This is a genomic window from Dictyobacter formicarum (assembly GCF_016587435.1).
Genome location: NZ_BNJJ01000002.1, coordinates 393,675 through 415,600, shown reverse-complemented (window position 1 = coordinate 415,600; position 21,926 = coordinate 393,675). Strand labels below are relative to the sequence as shown.

Genomic DNA, 21,926 nt, shown 5'->3' with positions numbered 1-21,926 from the left:
CAGATTTCAGCATATGCAGAGTTTACAACAACCTTCCATTTCTAATGGTGAAGAGAGCCCAGAAAAGCAACCAGGAGATAGAGGACATAGACCAATAAGCAAACCATAATGCAGGCTACATAGCACGTAATATTCCAGGCCCGCTTATTATTCAAGGCTTGCCGCAATTGTTCTCCCATATCGGGTGGATCTAATTGCAGATTGGGACAAAGCTCAGTAATTTTTGGCAGCATTTCACGAAAGTCTTTGGCATTCGTCATACCTTCAGCAAGAATAATCGTCTCGCCATCATCCATATCAGCCATTAAGACAAGTTTGGAGGGAGTTGGTTCGCCCGGTACCAGCGTCAGGCGTCGCATGGCATCCAACTGTACGCGTAATTCCTGATCTTGTTCGATGCCAGTGATGACCAGTTCATCATAGTAGAGTTGGATCTCTTTGCCCATTCCAAAGCGCACGACGCTAATTGGGTGTTTGCGTACTATTTCATTATCGCTCATGCTTTGTTCCGTTTTTTTGAAATCAAAAGTATTGCCTAGATTGTACACTAAGTTTAGTGAAGCGTCGAGGGAGAATGACTTTATGCAGATTTTTTTACCGAATAAGCAACAGCCAGCTAGCCGAGATGGGGTAAAAGCCGGAATTTTCTTGACATACGTGCATAGAAACATTACAATTTGGACGAAGTTGCCATCAGATAAGGAATATTGATATTCTATGGCCCAGGTAGGTCTACTTGAAGATAATACACGTATCGCAAAGCTCTGTGCAACAATGTTGCAATATGCAGGCCATCATGTTATTGTGTATGAACATCCACGAGAATGTTTAGATGCACTATTGCCTGAAATGGCGGGAAGTTCAGCTGTAGCGTATCACTCTATAGCATCTCGCTCGTTGTCTCCATTACCAGTCGATGTATTGATTTTAGATTTACATTTACCGGACATGACTGGCATAGATGTATTGCGTTTTTTACGTGCCAATCCGCGCACCCGATCTTTACCGCTGATTTTCTGCACCGCTGCAACCTCTTCTGAAGTTGCAAATGCACTCAGCATTGCCCCTCAAGCATGTTTTATTGAAAAGCCATTTACATTTCAAGAGTTGATTTCGGCGATTAGCAGCGCATTAAGTAGACATGAGAACTAAAGCTCTGATTCAATGACAAGTTGTAAAAAGCAATCGGAAACGCCGCTTGATCGCGGCTAGCTCCGCCGCCACTGACTCAGCCATTTGAATGGTTCAGTTTTTAGGGAATGCGTTGGTTTCCCGGGTGGCCGCGCTCATCCAAATGAATGGCATGACATGCAGGCTGGCTTTGTAAGGATCTCTCCTGAGAGCAGGACATCTATGTGCTAGCCAGAATGTTTGACAAGACGGTTTCTCCCTGCTACGCCCGAAATTTGAACCATCCGCATCTGTTGTTATCAAAAAATGTGATACAATAGGTATCAACCTTAATGAGTTGTTGCCTCGCACGCATAGCTACTCTGTCGGGTTCCACAGAAAGTTAGCATATTATGAATACATATGAGCGAGATGCGCTGGCTATGGATGCATATTCCAACGCTGTAACCGCTGCTGCCGAGCTAGTGGGCCCGGCCGTTGTACGTATAGATATTGAGCGCGATATGGGGTCCCGTTATGGACGCTACGCGCCACCTCCTGGTGCCGGAATTGGATCTGGTTTCATTTTTTCCTCAGATGGACAGATCCTGACAAATGCTCATGTTGTTGAAAAAGCCAAACGTATCTTTGTGACCCTGGCGGATGGACGTAAATTTCCCGCTGGACTGGTAGGCATTGACGCAGAGGTAGATGTGTCAGTACTACGCATTGGCGCGGATCATCTTCCTGTAGCTGAACTTGGCCGCCAACCGCTGCGCGTGGGTCAACTGGTTATTGCTGTTGGCAATCCTTACGGCTTGAACTGGACTGTAACGGCTGGAGTTGTCAGCGCTCTAGGACGCAGCCTGGATGTGCCTGGCTCCAAAAAAATGGTGAACCTGATACAGACAGACACATCGATCAATCCAGGCAATTCCGGGGGGCCACTGACGGATAGTGCTGGCCGCGTTGTCGGCATTACCACAGCAATGCTGCCAATGGCGCAAGGACTCGGCTTCTCCATTCCACTAGACACGATCAAAGCAGTGCTGGCCAGATTCGCGCAAAAGCGCCAGGCTCCTCTGACAGGAGTCTCGCTAGGGGTTGGTGGTATGCGTGTACCTCTGGACGAACATGTGCGGCGCACTCTTCGATTAGCGCAGCAATCGGGGATGGAGATCGTTGAGATCCGCCCACGCAGTCCTGCCGAGCAGGCAGAGCTGAAACGCCTGGACATTATTATCGCTGCTGATGGAGAAGCCGTAACCGAGCCACAAGACCTCCAACGGCTGGTACGTCGCCATTCTACTGGTGATAAAACCATCATTACCTTCCTCCGTGGAGGTAGGCAACGCAAGGTTACGGTTGTCCTATAGCGCCCGGTACGGTATGATGTAGATTAGATATGTACATAATTCCCTTAATGAATAGCATGCCTGGGTAACGATATGTACCAGGCATGCATATTTTAACGAGAAAGAGAGTACGGGTCTATGTCAACGCTACCCGCAAAGATGCATACGCGTTTTACCGAATTGCTGAATATTCGTTATCCAATCGTACAGGGAGGGCTATCTCATCTTTCGTATGCTGAGCTGGCCGCCGCCGTATCTAATGCAGGAGGGCTGGGCCAGCTTGGATGCGCCTGTTTTGCAACTCCTGAAGAGCTTCGCGCCGATATGCAGAAGGTCAAACGACTGACAGACAAGCCATTTGGCGTCAATTTTCCCATTGGCCATGTACCGCTGGACGGTTTCCTGGAAGTGGCCCTGGAAGAGGCGCCGGCGGCGATCAGCATCACAGGCGGCAATCCTGAAAAACTCCTACGCAGCATTCAGCAAAGCGGAGTCAACGTACGCACAATGGTATTGGTGGCAGGCGTCAGAGCCGCCCAGAAAGCTGAAAGCCTGGGAGCTGACGCAGTAATCGCGGTAGGTTTTGAGGGTGGCGGCCATCTAGGGCGAGATGATATCGGTACCATGGTTCTGGTACCACGAATACTGGACTCTGTGCGCATTCCTGTCCTGGCCAGTGGCGGCCTGGCCGATGGCCGTGGTCTAGCCGCTGCCCTGGCTCTGGGAGCTGATGGCATTGAGTTGGGTACCCGTTTTGTCGCTGTACGCGAAAGCAATGCACATCCTGCCTATCAGCAAGCATTGGTGGAGGCAAAGGAAACGGACACCGTGATTATTGAACGGGCCATTGGTCGGCCTGCGCGTGTATTAAAGGGACCTATGCCAGATGCTATCTTGCAAATAGAGCAAGAATTGGAGCGGACCCAGGCCACACCGGAAGAACGCTTACAGCGCCTCCTCCCACATATTCGTGGACAGGTGAATACACGCGCCTCGCTGGAAGGTAAATTGGATGAAGGTTTTGTGTGGGCAGGCCAGATGATTGGACTGATACACGATATTCCAACTGCGCAGGAGTTGATCGAGCGCAGTGTGCGCGAAGCCTATGAACAGGTTCAACGCCTACAACAGATATTTTAAGTAACTAAAACGCAAGCAGGCCTCACATGACTATTTACTACGTGGGTGAGACCTGCTTAGCATCCATAGATTAATATTCCTGCGCCGTCTCCAGAAATTGTCCAACTTCTGCCAGCGCAGCCATGGCACGACAGGTTATTTCCACCGACTCATAGTAGGGAATGTTTTCTTCACGCAAGAGCTTGAGCGCCGGGATATCATGGCGAGCATAGACCGTCTGGACCAGTACAGGTTTTTTATATCGTTTGACTAATTGACCCAGCATACGAGCGGCCGCCTCTTCACGAGCCCCGAAATCCTCGGAAAGCAACATACGATAGCCACCAAAGAGTCCAGTAATGATGACGCCATCGACGGTAGGATCTTGCAAGCACACTTCTGTAATCGTAGCAAAGGAAAGCGGATCCTCGTCAGTTGCTCCGGCGACATCGATAGGATTCGTGGGGGTAGCGCGAGCAGGCATCAACTGACGTAATTTATCCTGCGTTTCCTCACTGAGAATTTCTACCTCCATACCGGTGCGGGCCGCCGCATCTCCCGTAGCGACCGAGCTTCCGCCACCGTCTCCAACGATGGCAATACGTCGTCCCCCTTTAGGAGTAGGTGGTTGCAGCGCCAGCGCCTGTGCCACAGGAAATAATTCATCCGAACGAAGGACGCGGATAATACCACTACCCAGCAGGCTGGTATCATTGTCTGGTCGGACGGTTGCCTGTGTACCAGTATGAGCGAGTGCAGAGCGTGCACCAACCTCAGTAGCCCCACTCAGAAAGATCACTGTTGGTTTATAGCATCCATTGGCATACATTTTCCTGGTTACCTGGCGCAACGTTTCTTCCTGGATCGCCTCAACGTAGCCTGCGATAACCGTTGTTTGTGGATCCGTTGCTAAATACTGCATACATTCCGGGAAAGACACATCAGCAGCATTGCCGATACTGAGAAAGGTATTGAATCCAAGTCCATCCAGGTGAGCCTGGGCATACCAGTACATCCCCAGATTTCCACTTTGAGATACTAGGCCGATAGGCCCAACTGGTAGAGGAAAGACCATACCCAGTGCATTAAGTTTTGAGCGATGGACGTACAGGCCCATGCAGTTACTTCCAATAATGCGGATACCATGTTTACGGCAACGGGCAACGATCTGTTGTTCTAACTCACGACCTGCGGGACCCGTTTCGCTGAAGCCGGCAGTAATGATGACGATGCCCTTCACTCCATGGGCAATACAATCGTCAACCCCTTTCTCAACGTGATTGAACGCTGTAGCAATCACGGCCAGATCAACATGTCCAGGGACATCGCGCAGACTGGGATAAGTCGGTTTATCCAGAATCTCAGATACTGATGGATTAATCAAATAAATATCGCCGGCGAAGCCCCCGGCGATCAACTGTTTAGCCGCAACGTGTCCCCATTTTTGCGGGGCACGAGATGCGCCCAGTATCGCTACTGAGCGCGGCTGCAAAACCTCTTCTAATGGATAGGGTGAAATACTCATTCACTCTCCTCTTCGTCGTCAGATTGTTGTGATTGTCCGCTCCCGCGTTGTTCGCGTAGTAGCGCCTCCACATCGCGAATAAGGCTATCTGCACTGGGCAGCGGGCCACTATGTAATGAGCGATCTGGATCTATCATTAACTCCTCTTCGTCCTCCTCACTGTCATCCAGATCCACCCCATTGGCAATTTGCTCCTCCAGGCGACGCACATATTCGCGAGCTTCAGGATCTTTGGCGACCAGAGCGGTCACCTGTTCCTCGAAACGTACGGCCTCAGATTGAATTTCATGTAAATCTAGTCCGAAGGAGAGAAATTGATTAAGATAGGTAAGGAGCGCTGCCGTCACTTTTATATTCGGGGTAGCCGCCAGATAGTGAGGGGCGGCAGCCCAGAGCGTAGCCGAGGAAATCTGTGCACGATGGCAAGCATCATGTAGCACACCAATCATACCAGTTGGACCCTCGTAGCGCGAATTATTTACATCCATCTCTTGGAGACGTTCCATGATGTCATTATCCGCTGAAGCCCCAGTAATTGGAACGGTAATTGAATGAGGAACATCAGCGAGCAATGCGCCCAAGAAGACCACTTCGGATACATGGAATTTTTTACACACATCCAGAAATGCAGCACAAAATGTTTTCCATTTAAGTTGTGGTTCCGTGCCAAGAAAGAGGATCACATCACGATTGAATTCCGGCTCAGCATGAGCAAAGAACTGATTGGCTGGCCAGGTAATACTACGCTGGACGCCATCGACATACTTAATAGTTGGACGTGTTTCAGTAAAAACAAAAAAGTCTTCAGCGTCTATTTCGGCAATTTTTTCTGGTAACCAGCGGTCGATTAGAAATTTTATGGCAGTAGTTGCTGAATCTGCGGCATCGTTCCAGCCTCCAAAGGCCACTACGACAATTGGTTCACGCAGTTCTGGCTGATTATAATAGTGTATTTGTGACATGTCCATCCCTCTTTATCTGCCTGTTCGTGTCTTTTCCAAGCAAATATGTTGTTACCATTCTATCACAGTTGCACAATCCCTTATTGGCTTAAAACCGCACTACAAGCCATTTGACATCGGTTTTTTTATTACATAATACATCTGGATAATGTCTATCATGACTATTGTTCTCAACTCCCCGCTTGTATATTAATGTGGTAGCGAGTAAAAATTGTTCCTGTTTTTGCGTTGCAATATTGACGTCTCACAGAGAAAGACCTATACTCACGGCATGGAAATTGCTGACGTCTCACTTATTTATCAAGATCATTACCTCCTGATTGTAAATAAACCAGCCGGGCTTGTAATACATCCTACTTATAAACACTCAGATGGCACAATGTGGGATGCTGTGCTGGCATATTTAGAAAAGCAAGGTGGTGATGATTGGCAGCCTCCTCTCCTACCCGATGATCCCGAGTGGGCCGGGGCACCACCTGCTATTCGAGATATGTTGCGCAATAAGCGCCTTGAACGCTTATGGAAAGAAGATGGTCTGTTACCTCGCCCATGCCTGGTGCATCGTCTGGATAAAGATACATCTGGCATTGTCGCCCTGGCACGCACCGAGCGGTCGCGACGACACCTGATCAAGCAATTTCATGATCATACAATCGGCAAACGCTACCTGGCCGTCATTGCGCGAGGAGCATATGAGTGGGCGCAACCGCGTACCATATTTACTATCACCAGGCGTTCAGCAGATGGTCAGGAAACACCTGTGGATGGCAAGTATTTTTATAGTGCCACCAACACAGATGAATTTATTTTGGATGGCCCTTTACAGCGTGATCCTGATGAGCGTAGGCGCTGTATTGTTGGGCCCGATGGACAGGCAGCGAGCACCGCGGTGAAAGTACTGGCCGTAGAAGAGCCGTTTGTTTTCCTGGAAGTACAGCCGATTACTGGACGTACCCATCAGATTCGGGCGCATCTTGCAGCAGCAGGGATGTCCATCGTTGGTGATCAAATGTATGCGCCACCTGACCATATACCTGCAACCAATCTTCCCCTGGCACGACAGTTTTTGCATGCATATAGTCTGGCACTACGGCGCTATCCCCAGAATGACACATGCCATTTCAGGGCTGCACTGCCTCAAGACCTTTGCGATTGGCTAAAACACAGTTGTCCATCACTATGGAAAGCCTGGCTTACGCTAAATGTGTAGCCCTGAAGTCTGGTTATATCGATATGATGAAAGGTACATCGGCAATGGGAACTGAAGGATATCCTCCCGATACTGGCTCATTGGCCCAATTAAGTACAGAAGACAAAAAAAAGCGCCTGGATGCCATGGTGAAAATCTGGCAAAGCGATACTGAAAAACGCTGTCAACTAGAAGATCTTGCCGCTTTTATCGCCGCAACAGGTTTGGATGAGTACCGCTACAGTGTCTCATTGCGCTTCCCTGAGTGGGAGCGGAGCGCAGTTGTCGGGCAGGTACTGACGCTACGACGTACTCCCCAGGAACAAGAACACCCGGTCCTGTTCAGCCAATGGCGGTATGAGCCGTTGTTAAAGCAGATGCCTGATTGGAAACAGCGGCTACCCAACGAGACGGTTTTTAATATTTCAGTGAGGATTACGCCGGGCGGTCTTGGAGAAGGCAGTAAGTGGGCGATTGTTATGCCAAGGGACATGGTACCACGCTACAAGCCAGGCTGGCCCAGGCAACAGGACTGGGTTGCCTGGACGCAGAGATTCGATTGGCTCGCGGTCAGCACGCATTTTGTCCATGGCCTGCTGAACGCGCTTTAGCTCAACGTTGATTCATACTTGATCTGGCCGCTGTTCTCTGTGACGGATTGTAGATGGGGATTGGAGCAAAATACTATGCGCTGATACAGACGTTTCCGGGATGATCGGTTGTATTGCAACCAAATGGCTGTAAAAGCTTATATGTATATAGAGTCGATATCTAACTTTTGAACATGTTAAGCAGTGTCTTTACATCAACCTTTAAGGGTAAAAAAATATATGGAATCAACGTTCTCAAAACAAAAGATTCTTGAGCGACAGCTTGAGCATATACAGCATCGATTAGCGCAAACCCGGCAACTTGACCAGAACAATAAAGTCAGGACACTTGGAGTTGTTGGTGGAGGAATCTTTCTGACCATTGTTGGCCTGGCCACCGTACATTGGCTAGGCTTTATTTTTTTACTGGCGACCTGCCTGGGTTTTTATTTGCTGGCTCGCTTTCAACCCAATGTGAATCAAAGCGTCTTGCGCTATCAAGTCTGGTTGCGCATGTTAGAGGCCCAGCAAGCGCGATTGAATCTCAATTGGGATGGTATGCCACCAGTGCCACCACGTGAGGAGCAAGAAGTAGATCATCCCTTTGAAATTGACCTGGATATTAGTGGCGAGCGTTCCTTACACCGTTTACTAAATACCGCCGTCTCTTTAGAAGGGACGTTACGTTTGCGTGATTGGCTATTAGAGCCAGAGCCTGATATCGACATCATTCAAGATCGCCAGACACTGGTGCGCGAACTGATTCCATTGACCCGCTTTCGCCATAAATTGTTATTGTATTCGTTGTTTGCAACGCGTTTTACCAGTGGCCCAGTTGACGGAGATCGTCTTTTAGACTGGCTTGAGGCGCAGGCAGAGTCCAAACAAACCCTCTCCTCTCTACTAGTGGCATGTGGACTGGTGGCCTTATTTTATCTATCGGTGTTGCTGTTTGTTTTTGAACACATATCGCCCCTGTTTTGTGTCATTACTCTGATTGCCTCATTTATCTGGTACTTGATGACCAAAAGAGAGCAGGGCCATCTGGCTGAGGATACGCACACACAGCGAGTAGCCTTTGGGCAACTGCAATTCATTTTTAGCTATCTTGAAAAATATCCATATACCAAAAAATCGCGCCTGCGCACTCTTTGCGCCCCATTCTTTGAGCATGGAGATCGTCGCCCCTCACTGCTTTTAAAGCAGTTGGAACGGATCACCAGCCTGGCCACACTAGCGCGCAGTCCTGAAGCCTGGGCCATCCTGAATGCTCTCATACCGATTGGAGCTATTACCGCATATCGATTGGATCAATGCAAAGCTTTGATTGCGCAGTATCTTCCTATCTGGTTAGATGTCTGGTATGAACTGGAAGCCATCTGTTCGCTGGCTAACTTTGCCTATCTCAATCCAGAGTATACATTCCCTGAGATTGTGACTGGCAAACAAACCAGAGCCGCCACCGTTTTTCAAGCCCGAGAATTGGGCCATCCAATGATCAAGAAAGAGCGCAAAGTTGTCAATGACTTCCAGATGGAGGAAGATGGAGAAATTTTACTGATTACCGGCTCCAACATGGCGGGTAAAAGTACCTTTTTACGGACCCTGGGTGTTAATCTTTGTCTGTCATATGCTGGAAGTGTAGTCAACGCCAGTTTGCTACGTGCCTCACTATTTGAAATTTATGCCTGTATACGTGTAACCGACTCGTTGGCTGATGGTTACTCGTATTTCTACGCCGAGGTACGGCGCTTGAAAAGTTTATTGGACGCCATTGATGAGAACACACGTTATCCCATCTTTTTCTTAATTGACGAAATCTTTAAAGGCACCAATAACTACGAACGCCTCATTGGCAGCGAGGCATACATGCGTGCGCTGGTGGAAAAGAAGTGTACCGGTGCCATCTCGACCCATGACCTCGAACTGGTCAAACTTTCAGAGCTCTTTCCAATCATCAAAAACGCCCATTTCCGTGAGAATATTATTGATGGACAAATGGTATTTGAGTACCTGTTGCGCGAAGGACCCAGTCCAACTCGTAATGCTTTACGGATCATGCAGATGGAAGGGTTGCCGATAAACTGGGATGCGATTTCATCCTAATCATTAGTGAGAGGCCTAAAAAATAAAAAGGAAGGGCAGCAATTTTTGCTGCCCTTCCTGGATAAGTAGTGATTATAAACCGAGTGTGCCAGTATGTGGCTCGCCCTGTTTAGCGCGTAAATACTCAGCACATGTACGATAGGTTTCTTCCGTAATCAAACCTTTCGACATATAGTGAGTAAGCATTACATCGAGCTTTAAGATGCTTATCAAATTATATCCATGACGGCGTAAACGCTCGGCGGCGCCATGTTCGCGGTCAATAAGAACGATTACATCTTTTACTTTCAGGCCATTTTCCTCAAGAAGCGATGTCGTTTCGAGGATACTTCCACCGCGAGTGATGAGATCGTCGATGATAATAGCCGTATCACCTTGTTTAAAATGTCCTTCTATTCCACGTTTGCCGGTTCCCTCAGGACGGCTGCGTGCATAGATAAGAGGAATATTTGTTTCTAATGAGTAGGCTGTGGCCAATAAGAGTCCACCGACTGGGACCCCCGCAATAACGGAGAAGGGGTGAACACGTGGACGACGTAATGATTGGGCTAAATTAATTTCTTGTTGCATCAACTTACTTGCAACACGAAGTGCGGTTGGGTTACTAATTAAAACTTTGGGATTTACGAAAATGGGAGAACTTACAGCAGATTCACTTACCGTAAAGTTACCAAATTGTACACCTCCCAAATCGAATAGTATTTGGGCCAACCACAGATTATCCAGAGACTGCTCTTTCGCCACCTCAGCATCCTTTCTCTTAGCAGAAGGATTTGTTTTATAAGTATATCATAATCGCATAAGTTCAGCCAACCTCTTGCTGGTTGCTGTCTGACTTATGAGATTGGCTACAATAGGTTACGCTCCATTTATAATAGCACTAAATGGTACTAAGCATTTTGTATGATCGATAGGTGCTCCGGGTTGTAGCGCCGGGGACGCACGAACTCTTGCATAGGGCAAGCTGATATGATACGCTAGCCCAAACGTATATGATAAAACTATGCTTTTGAATTTGGGTGAAGACATATGCCAGTAATCAGTGTTATAAATTTAGGGAAGTCATTTGGGGCAGAGAGAATATTTTCTGGCCTAAATTTTCAAATTGATCCACAAGATAGGATCGGCCTCGTTGGACCCAATGGAGCCGGAAAGTCGACCTTGCTCAATATTTTGGCTGGACGGGAAGAACCTGATGAAGGCTCAGTTGCTATTGCTCGTAACACCCGCATTGGATATCTCACACAGGTGACAGATTTCCATCCTGATAATAGTCTTCGCGAAGAGATGCTCTCGGTTTTCACAGAACTGCGGCAGTGGGAGCAAGAGCTTAGTGAACTGGCAATGGAAATGTCATCGACACAGCCAGATACTGATCAGCATCAGATGTTGTTGCAGCGTTATGATCAATTGCAGGCACGTTATGAACACGCTGGCGGCTATACTTATGAAAATCGAGTTGATCAGGTATTGGATGGGCTTGAGTTCACGCGTGACCAGCAGTCCGCGCCAGTTATGCAGTTAAGTGGTGGTCAGCAAACGCGTGCAGCACTGGGAAAACTCCTGTTACAAGAGCCAGAAGTGTTATTGCTTGATGAGCCAACCAACCACTTAGATCTGGCCACCCTTGAATGGCTCGAAACCTACTTATCATCCTGGAAAGGCGCCATGGTCATTGTGGCTCACGACCGCTACTTTTTGGACAAAGTAGTGTCGCGTACCATCGAGCTAGCATTTGAGCGCATCGAGGAATATCCAGGCAACTATACAAAATATCTCTCACTGCGTGAAGAACGCATGGAGAGGCGGCGTCGTGAGTATGATGCGCAACAAGCTTATATTGCACATACAGAAGAGTTCATTCGACGTTATAAAGCTGGCCAGCGCAGCCGAGAGGCGCGCGGTCGGCAAACCTTGCTGGATCGGATGGAGCGTGTAGCCCGTCCACAAGATATGCCGGAACTCAACTTCGAATTCACTCCTGTTGCTGATAGCGGCCTGGTGGTCATTTCGACGCAGAAATTAGCCGTTGGCTATGGTAAGGGCACGAAATCGTTTCGACCACCAGAGAACGAAGCAAATGTGCTCGTCCAGGTGGCGGACCTGGAATTATTGCGTGGTGATCGCATTGGCCTGATTGGGCCTAACGGTACGGGTAAGACTACCCTGCTGCGCACATTGATTGGAGAGTTGCCTCCACTCAATGGTCAGGTACATATTGGTCATGGGGTGCGTATTGGTTATTATTCTCAGACCCATACTGGTTTAAACATGGAGCGCAACATTGTCGATGAAATACGCCAGGTCAGCGCATTAAGCGAAGAAGGTGCCCGCAGCTTTCTAGGACGTTTCCTCTTCTCTGGTGACGATGTGTTCAAGCAAATTGGTAGCCTGAGTGGTGGTGAAAGAAGCCGCGTAGCCCTGGCCAAACTGACCTTGCAGGGTTCAAATTTGATGGTGTTGGACGAACCAACCAACCATCTGGATTTACAATCGCGTCAGTTCCTGGAAGAGGTTTTAAGTGAATTCGAAGGAACCCTGCTTTTCGTCTCTCACGACCGCTACTTTATTGATAGTCTGGCCACCAAAGTGTGGGCGATCGAAGGGAAGGTACTCTATCCTTACCAGGGCAATTACACCGAATACCGAACGCGCCATCAGCAAATAGTGCTGAGCACATCCAGCAATAAGACGCCTGTTAAAGCCGCGCCAGCTAAAGCCGCGGCGTCCGGTAAGACCAGTGGTAAAAAGAATGGAAAAGTCAAAACTCGGACATTGGAAGATGTCGAGAAGGATGTAGAGAAAGCCGAGGCACAGGTGAAATCCTTAGAAGACGCTCTTTCGCAGGCTGCACTTGAAGCGGATGCCGAAAAATTAACTCAGCTCTCATCAGACTATGAGCAAGCTCGAGCACGGGTTGATGAATTGTTGAAAGAATGGGAGCAGTTGGCAGATATGGCCAGCTAGAAAAGCCAGTACGGCCACCAGGCAGGTAGCGTATGCTACCTGCCTTTCTTTTGGCGTAGACGCCCAGGGAAGCCGCCGATAAAGCCGCCCAGAGCCAGAACTGGTGGCACGACAGCAGCAATAATCAACCAGGCTACTAGAGTCATTATAGGCATAAATAATGACGGATGCAGATTGATCTGGTGGATCAAAGATGACTGACCAACTTTGTACATGGCTCCCAGGATAGCCGCGAGCACGACAGAGACCAGAATGGTTTCAGCTAGCAGTGCAAACCCGTAGCGAAAAGCGCCTCTGGCTGCATTTACACAGAGTATAGCTATAGCTATACTGATGACAAAGAGCCCGATATAGGGGCTTGAGGCGACAAATGCCATAAGCCCAATACCAATCAAGCCAGCGACAATGCCAAGGATGCTGAGTGAGAGTCCTAGCATAAAGCTCTTCGCGGCACTTTTAGGAGCTTCGTCGGCATTGAACTTACTTTTGGATTGATCGGTCGTTTGTGTCTGGGTCATAGCCAGATTGCTCATAATAGTATTTTTAATGGCATAAGTTTCCGGATTTTGAGGATCCAGTTCCAGCGAGCGCTCCACCGCATTAAGCGCCTGCTGGTGTTGTCCCAGATTGCTTAAAACTACAGCTTGCATACTCCAGCCCATCGCATTATTCGGATCCAACTGGAGAATATGCTCGATAGTCTGTTGGGCTTCGGTGTAGCGAGCTGCGGTACCCAGCAACTGTCCCTTTAATATCAAAGCTTGCAGATTATTAGGCATTCCCTGCAGAATTTGTTCTACCAGGTTAAAAGCCTCACCATAATTTTGCGCCTGAAATAATTGTTGCGCACGGGCCACCATTTGTTGTCCCTGCTGCTCACGTTGTTGTTCCAGTACCGAAGACAAAAGATGTCCTGATGTGGATGGGGAAGATGTTTGTACTGGTGGCGCTGTAGCTGTTGACGCGGCAGCCCCAAAAGGCATGTTCTTTTTCAAAAGCAGGCTACTGGATGGTGATTCTGCGCCTGATTGAAAGCTGCCTGAGAAATTGGTTGCCATAGTCTGCTTGACAGGAGCTACCTCTGGAATATCCCCCACAATGCTAAATGGAACCTGTTGTTGCCCAAAGAGTTGCGGGCGCTGCTGCTCACCGAGGGCACCAAAGAGGTAGGCATGCAATTTGGATAAGGTAACCGCTCCTGTACCTGGATCAACCGCCGGACCACAAAGACCAAGGATCATTTGATGGATAAAAGGGCCCAACCCACGTGCACCGCCTTCAGGGACATTTTCGTTTCCACGACACGAGCACATAAACAATCGATCAGGCTGCGATTGTAGCATAGAAAGCACTGAATTGCCCAATAGCGGTTTGGAATCAAAGGGAGAAGTACGACGCATACTCCAGATCTGCCCCGTCTGGAAACAATCAAAAATACACAAAATTTGTGTGGCTTTGCTCCGGGTCAGAACATGCTGAGAAAAAGAATGAAGGCTCAAGCAGGTACTCGGGTCCTGGTAGCGTGAATTCGTCAGGGCCAGATATCCCTCGCCTGTACGTTCGTCAATAAAGGCGTGGCCAGCAAAATAAAGCAGGATTGAATCCCCTTCCTCTGCTTTATGAAGGCATATTTGTGTAATCAGAGATTCAATAAGTTCCCTGGTGGCATGTTGACCCTGTACGAGCTGCACATCCGGGGGCGACCATTTACCCCCTTTGTTATTAACCAACCATTGAGCAAGTGCCCGGGCATCATTTTCTGCGAATTGTAGTGGATGAAACGTACTATCTTGATACTGATTCACACCGACAATCAGCCCTATATGCCTTGGTGGCTCTTTCTCAGGTGGCGTTTTTGTCAACTCTCCAGAATACATTTTATTCCTTCCAGTAGTGTTGTTAAGGTTACATCGCAAGTATACACTATCAAGCGAAGGGATATTGAAAGAATGAGGACTTTTGTCTTTTTTATTCAGCACTATCTTACTATCAAGCATATCTACGGCCATTTCGTACATGTGTCAGCATTTTTGTTCAGTTATATAGTTGTATAAACGAATGGGACAAGGAAAATAATGTAGAGGCATTGTGGCTTTTGGTACAATTAATGAGATGGTAAATTCTTTTTGTAAGGAAACCAACGTGAAGAATGATGCCATTCGTATAAATTTGTATGCTCTTATTTAGAAGAATTCGTTTATACTATATAATAGAGAGTATCTAAGGGAGGTTAAAAACTTCTATATGCCGTATGTAATAGGGATTACTGGTAATATAGCCTGTGGAAAAACGTCTGTTGGGCAGATGTTGGTGCAATTGGGGGCTGAAAGGTATATTGATGCGGACTTGTTAGTACACCGTTTATATGAACGCGATCAACCTATTGCCATACGGGTAGCAGAATGTTTTGGGCCACAAGTGGTTGCTATAGATGGAAGCATAGATCGTAAAGCATTAGGTGCGATCGTATTCCATGATCCGGAGGCAATGAAACAACTAGAGAGCATCGTTCATCCGGAAGTGCATCAAGCGATACAAAAGGAACTGGAAAAAGTTAGCCCCCACGGAATTGCAGTTTTAGATGCAGTCAAATTGCTGGAAGGCGGCTCCAGCTCTTTTTGTCATGCTAAATGGCTTATCTTATGTCCTGAAGAGCAGCAAATGCAACGCCTTATGCAGAGAAACGCTATCAGTCTGGAGGAGGCTCAAGCACGTATTAAAGCTCAGCCAGATATTACCGCTAAACTGGCCATGGTCGATGAGATAATTCAAAATAGGGGTACTTCTGAAGCTACATACCAGCAAGTTGCAGCGGCATTTAAAAGATTCTGCTCGCAATTTTCCATTGCATAGTTTACAAGTGGAGAGTATAAGATGCATGGACCGTCAATTTTGCGTACATATGCCATAAGTATTTGTATGGTTTTCGTTATTACTATTGCCTGGTGTATTCGCACTGTTTATGTATCTCCGGCGAATAGTGCCGCTAACACTTTAAAACAAGCTACGCAGGTACAGGCCAGAAGCCAGCTATCTGAATCTACGCTACAGGCAGAGATGCATAACACTGGTAACTCCTCCACCTTGAATAGTTCCACAAAATCAGAGTTATTTCAATTGACAGGAGCACTGCGACCAGGCCAAAGCCAGCCAATACCAGATGCAAAAGATGTGCAAGATATACCTGTTTTTGATGTCTCATTTTATAATGAACGAGGCAATCTTATTTCCGGGTGGCTGGCAATCTCTTCTCCGCACGCACCGGTAATTATTTTAACGCATGGAACTCCGGGTGATCGCGTTGATATGGTGAAGAGAGCTGCCTTTCTTTTTAAACATGGATATACAGTGCTATTATTTGACTTCCAAAGTTATGGGAAAAGTCAGGGTGTGATGTCAACGTTAGGAATGGTTGAGTCTGGAGATATTTTAGCTGCTATTGCTTTTCTCCATTCCTATCCCGACACGCTTGATAGCAAGATAGGAGTACTAGGACTATCAATGGGTGCTACCGCAGCGGTCTTAGCGGCGGCGCGCAGTACTGATATCAGCGCGCTGATAGCCGAAAGCTGTCCTGTAGATGCTACCCGTGTGCCAGGCGACGTACCAAACGACCAGGTGCGAAATGCGGATCGTCAGCTTGTAGAAGAGGTTTACGGAGTTGATATTACCCTGGCGCGCCCAATTGATGTTGTTGACAAACTGAGCGGGCGCACAGCCATTTTCTTTATCAATGGAGATATTGACAGCCAGACGCCTCTAGGCGGTATGAATGCTCTATACAATGCGGCTGGTAACCCCAAGCAATCCTGGGTTGTCAACGGAGCCGGGCACGCACAATCTTTTTCTGTTGATCCGGTTGATTATGAAACGCGTGTAGATCAATTTTTTGACGCCTATCTGGGGTGATCAATTTCCGCTTGCCTGGCAGCAGCCAGGCACTAAAAAAGCACTTGTAGCTTGTCTACTGAAGCTGTGTCTCTGTGAACAAGTTACAAGTGCTTTTTTTTACATTTTCTGTGTGCAAATAGTATATAGAAGAGACGATAGCTTTGATTATCGATGCGTTCTGTCAATCCCAATAAAAAATATGTATTGACAGTTAAAAAGACAGTACGTATAATTCCCTCAATCTCTTTTCCTTGTTTAAGAGAGCGACGCTAGTTGTGCATCTGAAGCTTCTTATGACCTCTAAACTGGTAATGCTCGGCCTCAAGTAGGTTTGATAAAGGAGTTTACAAAAGTCGGTGAGATCAGAGTTTCAGGTGACGTATTTATTTTTGTAAGGTATGAACGTCCTTACTATTAGACATCAACCTGTGACCCCTTTTCTGCATTGTTTTTATTAGCTATCTATCTAAAGGTGGAAAGTGCTTCACTGTTGAGGTGAAACACTGGATGAAAGGCAGGCTGACTACATTATGCGACGACCTCCGTCTCGTATTTTAGCCTCTATGATAGGCTTCTCGCTCATTATCAGCATCCTTGCGGCGTGTGGTGCTGGCACCACACAAACAAATACTGGTAATGGCGGCACTACACAAACTATAACCATCAAAATTGGTTCTGAGCTTCCCACAACTTCGGGCGATGCTTCAACCGGTAAACCAGCGGAAGATGGTGTAGCACTGGCTATTAAAGAGGCCAATGACTCCAACCTCTTACCGGGTTACAAATTTGTACAGGTAGCCAAAGATGATGTCGGCGCCAACGGAACCCACGATCCGACCGTTGGACAGAAAAACGTGACCGACCTGATCGGCGATGCTCAAGTGGCTGGCATTGTTGGCCCAATCAATAGTAGCGTGGCCCTGGCTGAGATCCCAACCACAAACAAGGCCCCGATTGCTCTTATCAGTCCTTCAAATACCAATGACTGCCTGACCAAAGAGACTCCAGCATTTGAATGTGGTGGTGCAAATAGTAAAATTGCAGCGCTCCGTCCAACCGGGAAAGTAACCTATTTCCGCACAGCGACCATTGATCAGTATCAGGGTGCTGCACTGGCTGTGTATGGATATAAAAACAAGAATTACCGTACCGCCTATGTGATTGATGATACCGAAGCCTATGGCGTAGGTCTGGCAAAGAACTTTATTACCTACTGGCAGAAGTTGGGTGGTAAAGTTGTTGGTTCTGCCAGCATCAAACAGACAAACTCGTACGAAAATATTCTGACCGAGATTGCGGGTAAGAAGCCAGATGTTATCATGTTTGGTGGTAACGACTCAACAGGTGGTATTACTATTCGTCAGCAGATGAAGAGTGTCGCTGGTTTGTCTAATACTCCATTCCTGGCTGGTGATGGTTCTAAAACATCGGCCCTGGCTAAAGCCGTTAAGCCTCTGGGTGGCGGACCAGTTTTTGCATCCATCCCAGGCATTGATCCGAATCAGTCATCAACCTCAAAAGCCTTCTTTGATGCTTACACCAAGCAGTTTGGTGCAGATGCCATTGGTGCTTATAGCGCTGGTGGTTATGACTGTGCCAAACTTTTGTTGCAGGCCATTAAGACTGCTGTTCAAGATAAAAAGGCCGCAGCACCAAAGGATTCTAATGATGACAGTGGTGCATCGACCTTCCGTCAGGCAGTAATCGATGCTGTACAGAACATCCAATACGACGGAGTCACCGGTCACCATAGCTTCGACAAGAATGGCGACACCTCTAATCACTTCGTCTCACTGTACACCATTGGTGATTTGAATACAGGTGATGGCTGGAAATATCTGGAGCAGATTGATACCAGCACCTTGCAGTAACGAGGTAAAGCAATTCAAACTTTTCATCTTTTAAGATAAAAAGTTTGCAAGGTACCTGGGGAGGTATTAAGCGGATCCTTCTCCGGCTGATACTTCTCCAGGTTTTTCATTTCAATCCTCTCAATGTGTTCCTGATAATCTATCACTACTCGAAGATAAGGAGTAACCAGCCAATGGCTACTTTCTTAAACCTATTAATCGTAGGCCTGGCCACAGGCGCTATTTATGCACTGATTGCGCTGGGTTATACGATGGTTTACGGTATTATCGAACTGATTAACTTTGCTCATGGAGACATCTTCACGCTGGGGACATTTGTCACCATTGCTATCCTTAGTGCTCTAGGTGTGACCGCAGCCAACCCGCCTTCTGTAATGAACTGGGTCCTGGTTAGTGAATTGGCTCTTGCTTGTATTGGTTCATTTCTCTTCTGCGCTATATTAGGTGTACTCATTGAGCGCATCGCCTATCGTCCTTTGCGCAACGCACCGCGTCTGGCTCCCCTCATTTCTGCGATTGGCGTTTCCCTCGTTCTCCAGGATGTTGGTAAGCTCTGGTTTGGCAATACAGACGTATCTTTCGTCTCTTTGCCAATTGGTGTTGTTCATGCTGGTCCCATCGATATCGATGTAATCAACATCTTCGTGTTAATAGTTGCAATTGCGCTTATGATCGCTCTGCATCTGCTGGTTACGCGCACACGTATTGGGCGCGCGATGAGGGCTGTGGCCCAGGATCGCGACGCAGCGGCTCTGATGGGCGTGAACGTTAACCTGGTGATTGGCATCACTTTCTTCATTGGTGCCGGATTGGCTGGTGCCGCTGCATTCATTTACAGCCTCAAGTTTCCTAACACCTATTTCTACCTGGGTTTTGAGCAAGGTTTGATAGCTTTTACCGCCGCTGTACTGGGTGGCATCGGAAACTTGGTCGGTGCTATGTTTGGAGGGTTGCTGATCGGTTTAATTTATTCGCTGGTGACTCTGATTCCTCCAACTGTTTTGCCGCACGGTGGAAATGCCTGGAACAAGGCAGTAATCTTTGCCATCTTGATTTTGATCCTTGTTTTTCGTCCGTCTGGACTTTTTGGACAGAACACACCCGAGAAAGTGTAAGAGAGCACTTTACACAAAACTCAAAACAAATCAAGTGTAAAAGTGAGGTGATAAAACGTGGCTGTATCAGAAAGCCCCCGGAAGCTACTTCCAACGACCGAGACGCGCAAGCTCTTAATAAAATGGCTTGTAGCCTTGCTTGTGCCCATCTCTGTCTTCACCTTTGTCTGGTTGGGTGAACAAATTATCAACCAGATATGGCTAGGTATTCTCTATCCCCAGAACCCCTTGTATGACCATGACCTCTGGTCCCTGAGTCTGCAAGCTATTTTTATGCTGATCGTTTACCTATCAACAATCGTGTTAGCTGGATATCTGGTGGCCGCAGATAGCGGACGTCGTAGCACTATAGAAGTCTGGTGCGACGTCGTATTTGCTGCGGTTATTCCCCTGATTTTGCTGGCCAGCACAGCGAATTTACTGATCGGTTTAGGTCTTGGGGTTGTGATCTGGGGAATCTATCTCTTTGTCCGCAATCGTGTTCGCCTGGCTATGGGTTATACGCCGCCACCGCCATTGGAGAGCCTGCATGTGATTGATGAGCAAGGGAGAGCTGCGCTGGTCAGACTGGCTCAACAGGCTGGTTTCTGGTTCGCCACTATCTTTGCCGTCATTTCTTTGATTGCCGACCTGGTTTTTTACGCGTCAGGTCAATTGCCCGATTTACTGTTGATCTGGGTTGTTGCGCGCACTATCCTGCTGCCAGTAGTTGGCTATTTTCTTGGTCGCCTGGGTGGCGTTATTGCCTTACGTTACGTAATCAGACCAGACGCAGGTGTTGAAGAGAGTAAGAACGACCAGGCTGAAAAAGGACGCACGGGTTGGAGAAGTAATGCCCGTAAAGTAAGCCGGGAACAACAACTGCATAGTTTGTCTGCGAGCCGCGCTAAAGAGGAAGCAAAAGATGTTATCCCTAATGACAGGCCTCTACAGAGTAAAGGCGCGACCCGTATTTACCTGCTTATACTGATGGCATTTGTCGTGCTGTATCCTATTCTGGACCCGATTTTGTTTGGATCTGGCTCAAAGGGTCGGATCACCAGTTATGGAGATCTGGGCTTTTATGTGATCCTGGCTCTGGGACTGAATATTGTCGTTGGTTTTGCTGGTCTGCTCGACCTGGGTTATGTTGCCTTCTTCGTGATTGGCACCTATGCCTGGTCTATGGTAGGTTCATCCCAATTTTACAAATTGACCGGCATCATTGCTAATCCCAGCACCTTCTCCTGGTTTTTCTGGCCAATGATCATTATTGCGGCAGTGATTACAGCGCTGTGGGGGATCTTGCTAGGCGCACCAACGCTCCGCCTGCGTGGTGACTACCTGGCTATTGTGACCCTGGGCTTCGGTGAAATTATTCCCATTGTTTTTACGCAGATGGACAAATACACCAATGGCACTGATGGTATCGCTGGCGTTTATTCACCAGCCACCCCATGTATTGGATCATTCTGCATAAACTGGTCCAATAGCCCAACGCCATACTACTATCTCATCTTGATAATAATAGGAGCCTGCATCTTTGCCAATGTCAGATTGCGTGACTCCAAACTGGGACGAGCCTGGATCGCGATTCGTGAAGATGAGATAGCTGCATCCTCGTCAGGTATTAATCTGGTGAATACCAAATTGTTCGCCTTTGCAGCCGGTGCTTTCTTTGCCGGTATTGCTGGTGTGTATCACGCAGCCAAGTTGGGTACGGTTGCTCCTGGCGATTTTAACTCAACTGACTCTATTATCTATTTGGCAATGGTTGTTATCGGTGGCCTGGGTAGTATTCCGGGTGTACTGGTGGGAGCGGTCGTGGTTTATGCGATCAACCTGCTCATTCTCAACCAATTAGACACCTATGCGACAGACCCGAACAACATCCTGCACATCTTGCCCCAACTTTTGCCAAACTTCACCTTTGACAATATCCGTAACCTGTTGTTTGGCATCATTTTGGTTGCCATCATGATCTTCCGACCGGAAGGCTTGATTCCAAGTGCGAGACGCCAGCGTGAGCTTCGTCATACTAAGAATGAGGACGAAGAAGTAGAGGCTTCTGCCCTTGATCAACCACCTGGAACCCCCGAGTTCGAAGCAGAAATGCATGTAGAGTAGTAGCAACGAAGGAGAAAAAA

17 protein-coding genes and 1 pseudogene are annotated in these 21,926 nt (G+C 47.7%); 13 read left to right on the top strand and 5 right to left on the bottom strand.

What is annotated here, in order from left to right:
• Positions 1-41: 41 nt before the first annotated feature.
• Positions 42-500, bottom strand: a complete 459-nt coding sequence (locus JMI88_RS04330) for a hypothetical protein (protein WP_201360505.1) — start codon at positions 498-500, stop codon at positions 42-44.
• A gap of 217 nt (positions 501-717) precedes the next feature.
• Between JMI88_RS04330 and JMI88_RS04325 the strand changes: the two genes are divergently transcribed.
• The 3 genes from JMI88_RS04325 (at position 718) to JMI88_RS04315 (ending at position 3,605) form a co-directional block, all read left to right on the top strand.
• Positions 718-1,152: a response regulator gene (locus JMI88_RS04325; protein ID WP_201360504.1), complete on the top strand. Its 435-nt coding sequence runs from the start codon at positions 718-720 to the stop codon at positions 1,150-1,152.
• Positions 1,153-1,523: 371 nt separating this feature from the next.
• Positions 1,524-2,486: a S1C family serine protease gene (locus tag JMI88_RS04320; RefSeq protein WP_201360503.1), complete on the top strand. Its 963-nt coding sequence runs from the start codon at positions 1,524-1,526 to the stop codon at positions 2,484-2,486.
• 117 nt (positions 2,487-2,603) lie between these two features.
• Positions 2,604-3,605 (top strand): NAD(P)H-dependent flavin oxidoreductase, encoded by a 1,002-nt coding sequence (locus JMI88_RS04315; protein ID WP_201360502.1) that lies wholly within the window; start codon positions 2,604-2,606, stop codon positions 3,603-3,605.
• 70 nt (positions 3,606-3,675) lie between these two features.
• Here the strand turns inward: JMI88_RS04315 and JMI88_RS04310 are convergent, their stop codons facing one another.
• A complete protein-coding gene (locus tag JMI88_RS04310) occupies positions 3,676-5,109 on the bottom strand; it encodes an acetate--CoA ligase family protein (RefSeq protein WP_201360501.1) in 1,434 nt (477 codons plus the stop codon).
• The gene (locus JMI88_RS04305) at positions 5,106-6,071 is read right to left on the bottom strand and encodes a PAC2 family protein (protein ID WP_201360500.1); all 966 of its coding nucleotides are present in this window, start codon (positions 6,069-6,071) and stop codon (positions 5,106-5,108) included. The genes JMI88_RS04310 and JMI88_RS04305 overlap by 4 nt, the downstream gene beginning before the upstream one ends.
• A gap of 271 nt (positions 6,072-6,342) precedes the next feature.
• On the opposite strand from JMI88_RS04305, the gene JMI88_RS04300 reads away from it, so the two are divergent.
• The 3 genes from JMI88_RS04300 (at position 6,343) to JMI88_RS04290 (ending at position 9,956) form a co-directional block, all read left to right on the top strand.
• Entirely contained in the window at positions 6,343-7,281 is a 939-nt protein-coding gene (locus JMI88_RS04300) for an RluA family pseudouridine synthase (RefSeq protein WP_201360499.1), read from the top strand.
• 44 nt (positions 7,282-7,325) lie between these two features.
• The gene (locus JMI88_RS04295; RefSeq protein ID WP_201360498.1) at positions 7,326-7,871 is read left to right on the top strand and encodes a hypothetical protein; all 546 of its coding nucleotides are present in this window, start codon (positions 7,326-7,328) and stop codon (positions 7,869-7,871) included.
• A gap of 219 nt (positions 7,872-8,090) precedes the next feature.
• Complete coding sequence (locus JMI88_RS04290; RefSeq protein ID WP_201360497.1) at positions 8,091-9,956, top strand: MutS family DNA mismatch repair protein; 1,866 nt, start codon at positions 8,091-8,093, stop codon at positions 9,954-9,956.
• 72 nt (positions 9,957-10,028) lie between these two features.
• Here the strand turns inward: JMI88_RS04290 and JMI88_RS04285 are convergent, their stop codons facing one another.
• On the bottom strand, positions 10,029-10,700 hold the full coding sequence (locus JMI88_RS04285) for an orotate phosphoribosyltransferase (RefSeq protein WP_201360496.1): 672 nt from the start codon (positions 10,698-10,700) through the stop codon (positions 10,029-10,031).
• Between the two features lie 303 nt (positions 10,701-11,003).
• Between JMI88_RS04285 and JMI88_RS04280 the strand changes: the two are divergent.
• Both JMI88_RS04280 and JMI88_RS41130 read left to right on the top strand, forming a co-directional pair.
• Positions 11,004-12,497: pseudogene (locus JMI88_RS04280) on the top strand (ABC-F family ATP-binding cassette domain-containing protein); the annotation flags it as partial.
• A 48-nt stretch (positions 12,498-12,545) separates the two neighbouring features.
• On the top strand, positions 12,546-12,923 hold the full coding sequence (locus tag JMI88_RS41130; RefSeq protein ID WP_444542377.1) for an ABC transporter C-terminal domain-containing protein: 378 nt from the start codon (positions 12,546-12,548) through the stop codon (positions 12,921-12,923).
• Positions 12,924-12,958: 35 nt separating this feature from the next.
• On the opposite strand, the gene JMI88_RS04275 is transcribed toward JMI88_RS41130, so the two are convergent.
• Positions 12,959-14,800 carry a tetratricopeptide repeat protein gene (locus tag JMI88_RS04275; RefSeq protein ID WP_201360494.1) on the bottom strand — a complete coding sequence of 614 codons (1,842 nt, stop codon included), beginning with the start codon at positions 14,798-14,800 and terminating at the stop codon, positions 12,959-12,961.
• 367 nt (positions 14,801-15,167) lie between these two features.
• On the opposite strand from JMI88_RS04275, the gene coaE reads away from it, so the two are divergent.
• The 5 genes from coaE to JMI88_RS04250 all read left to right on the top strand — a co-directional run bounded on the left by coaE (position 15,168) and on the right by JMI88_RS04250 (position 21,906).
• Positions 15,168-15,776 (top strand): dephospho-CoA kinase, encoded by a 609-nt coding sequence (gene coaE, locus JMI88_RS04270; RefSeq protein WP_201360493.1) that lies wholly within the window; start codon positions 15,168-15,170, stop codon positions 15,774-15,776.
• Between the two features lie 21 nt (positions 15,777-15,797).
• Positions 15,798-16,832, top strand: coding sequence for an alpha/beta hydrolase (locus JMI88_RS04265; RefSeq protein WP_201360492.1), 1,035 nt, complete (start codon positions 15,798-15,800; stop codon positions 16,830-16,832).
• A 512-nt stretch (positions 16,833-17,344) separates the two neighbouring features.
• Positions 17,345-18,685: a branched-chain amino acid ABC transporter substrate-binding protein gene (locus tag JMI88_RS04260; RefSeq protein WP_201360491.1), complete on the top strand. Its 1,341-nt coding sequence runs from the start codon at positions 17,345-17,347 to the stop codon at positions 18,683-18,685.
• Between the two features lie 173 nt (positions 18,686-18,858).
• Complete coding sequence (locus JMI88_RS04255) at positions 18,859-19,800, top strand: branched-chain amino acid ABC transporter permease (protein ID WP_201360490.1); 942 nt, start codon at positions 18,859-18,861, stop codon at positions 19,798-19,800.
• A gap of 57 nt (positions 19,801-19,857) precedes the next feature.
• On the top strand, positions 19,858-21,906 hold the full coding sequence (locus tag JMI88_RS04250) for a branched-chain amino acid ABC transporter permease (protein ID WP_201360489.1): 2,049 nt from the start codon (positions 19,858-19,860) through the stop codon (positions 21,904-21,906).
• Positions 21,907-21,926: the final 20 nt, after the last annotated feature.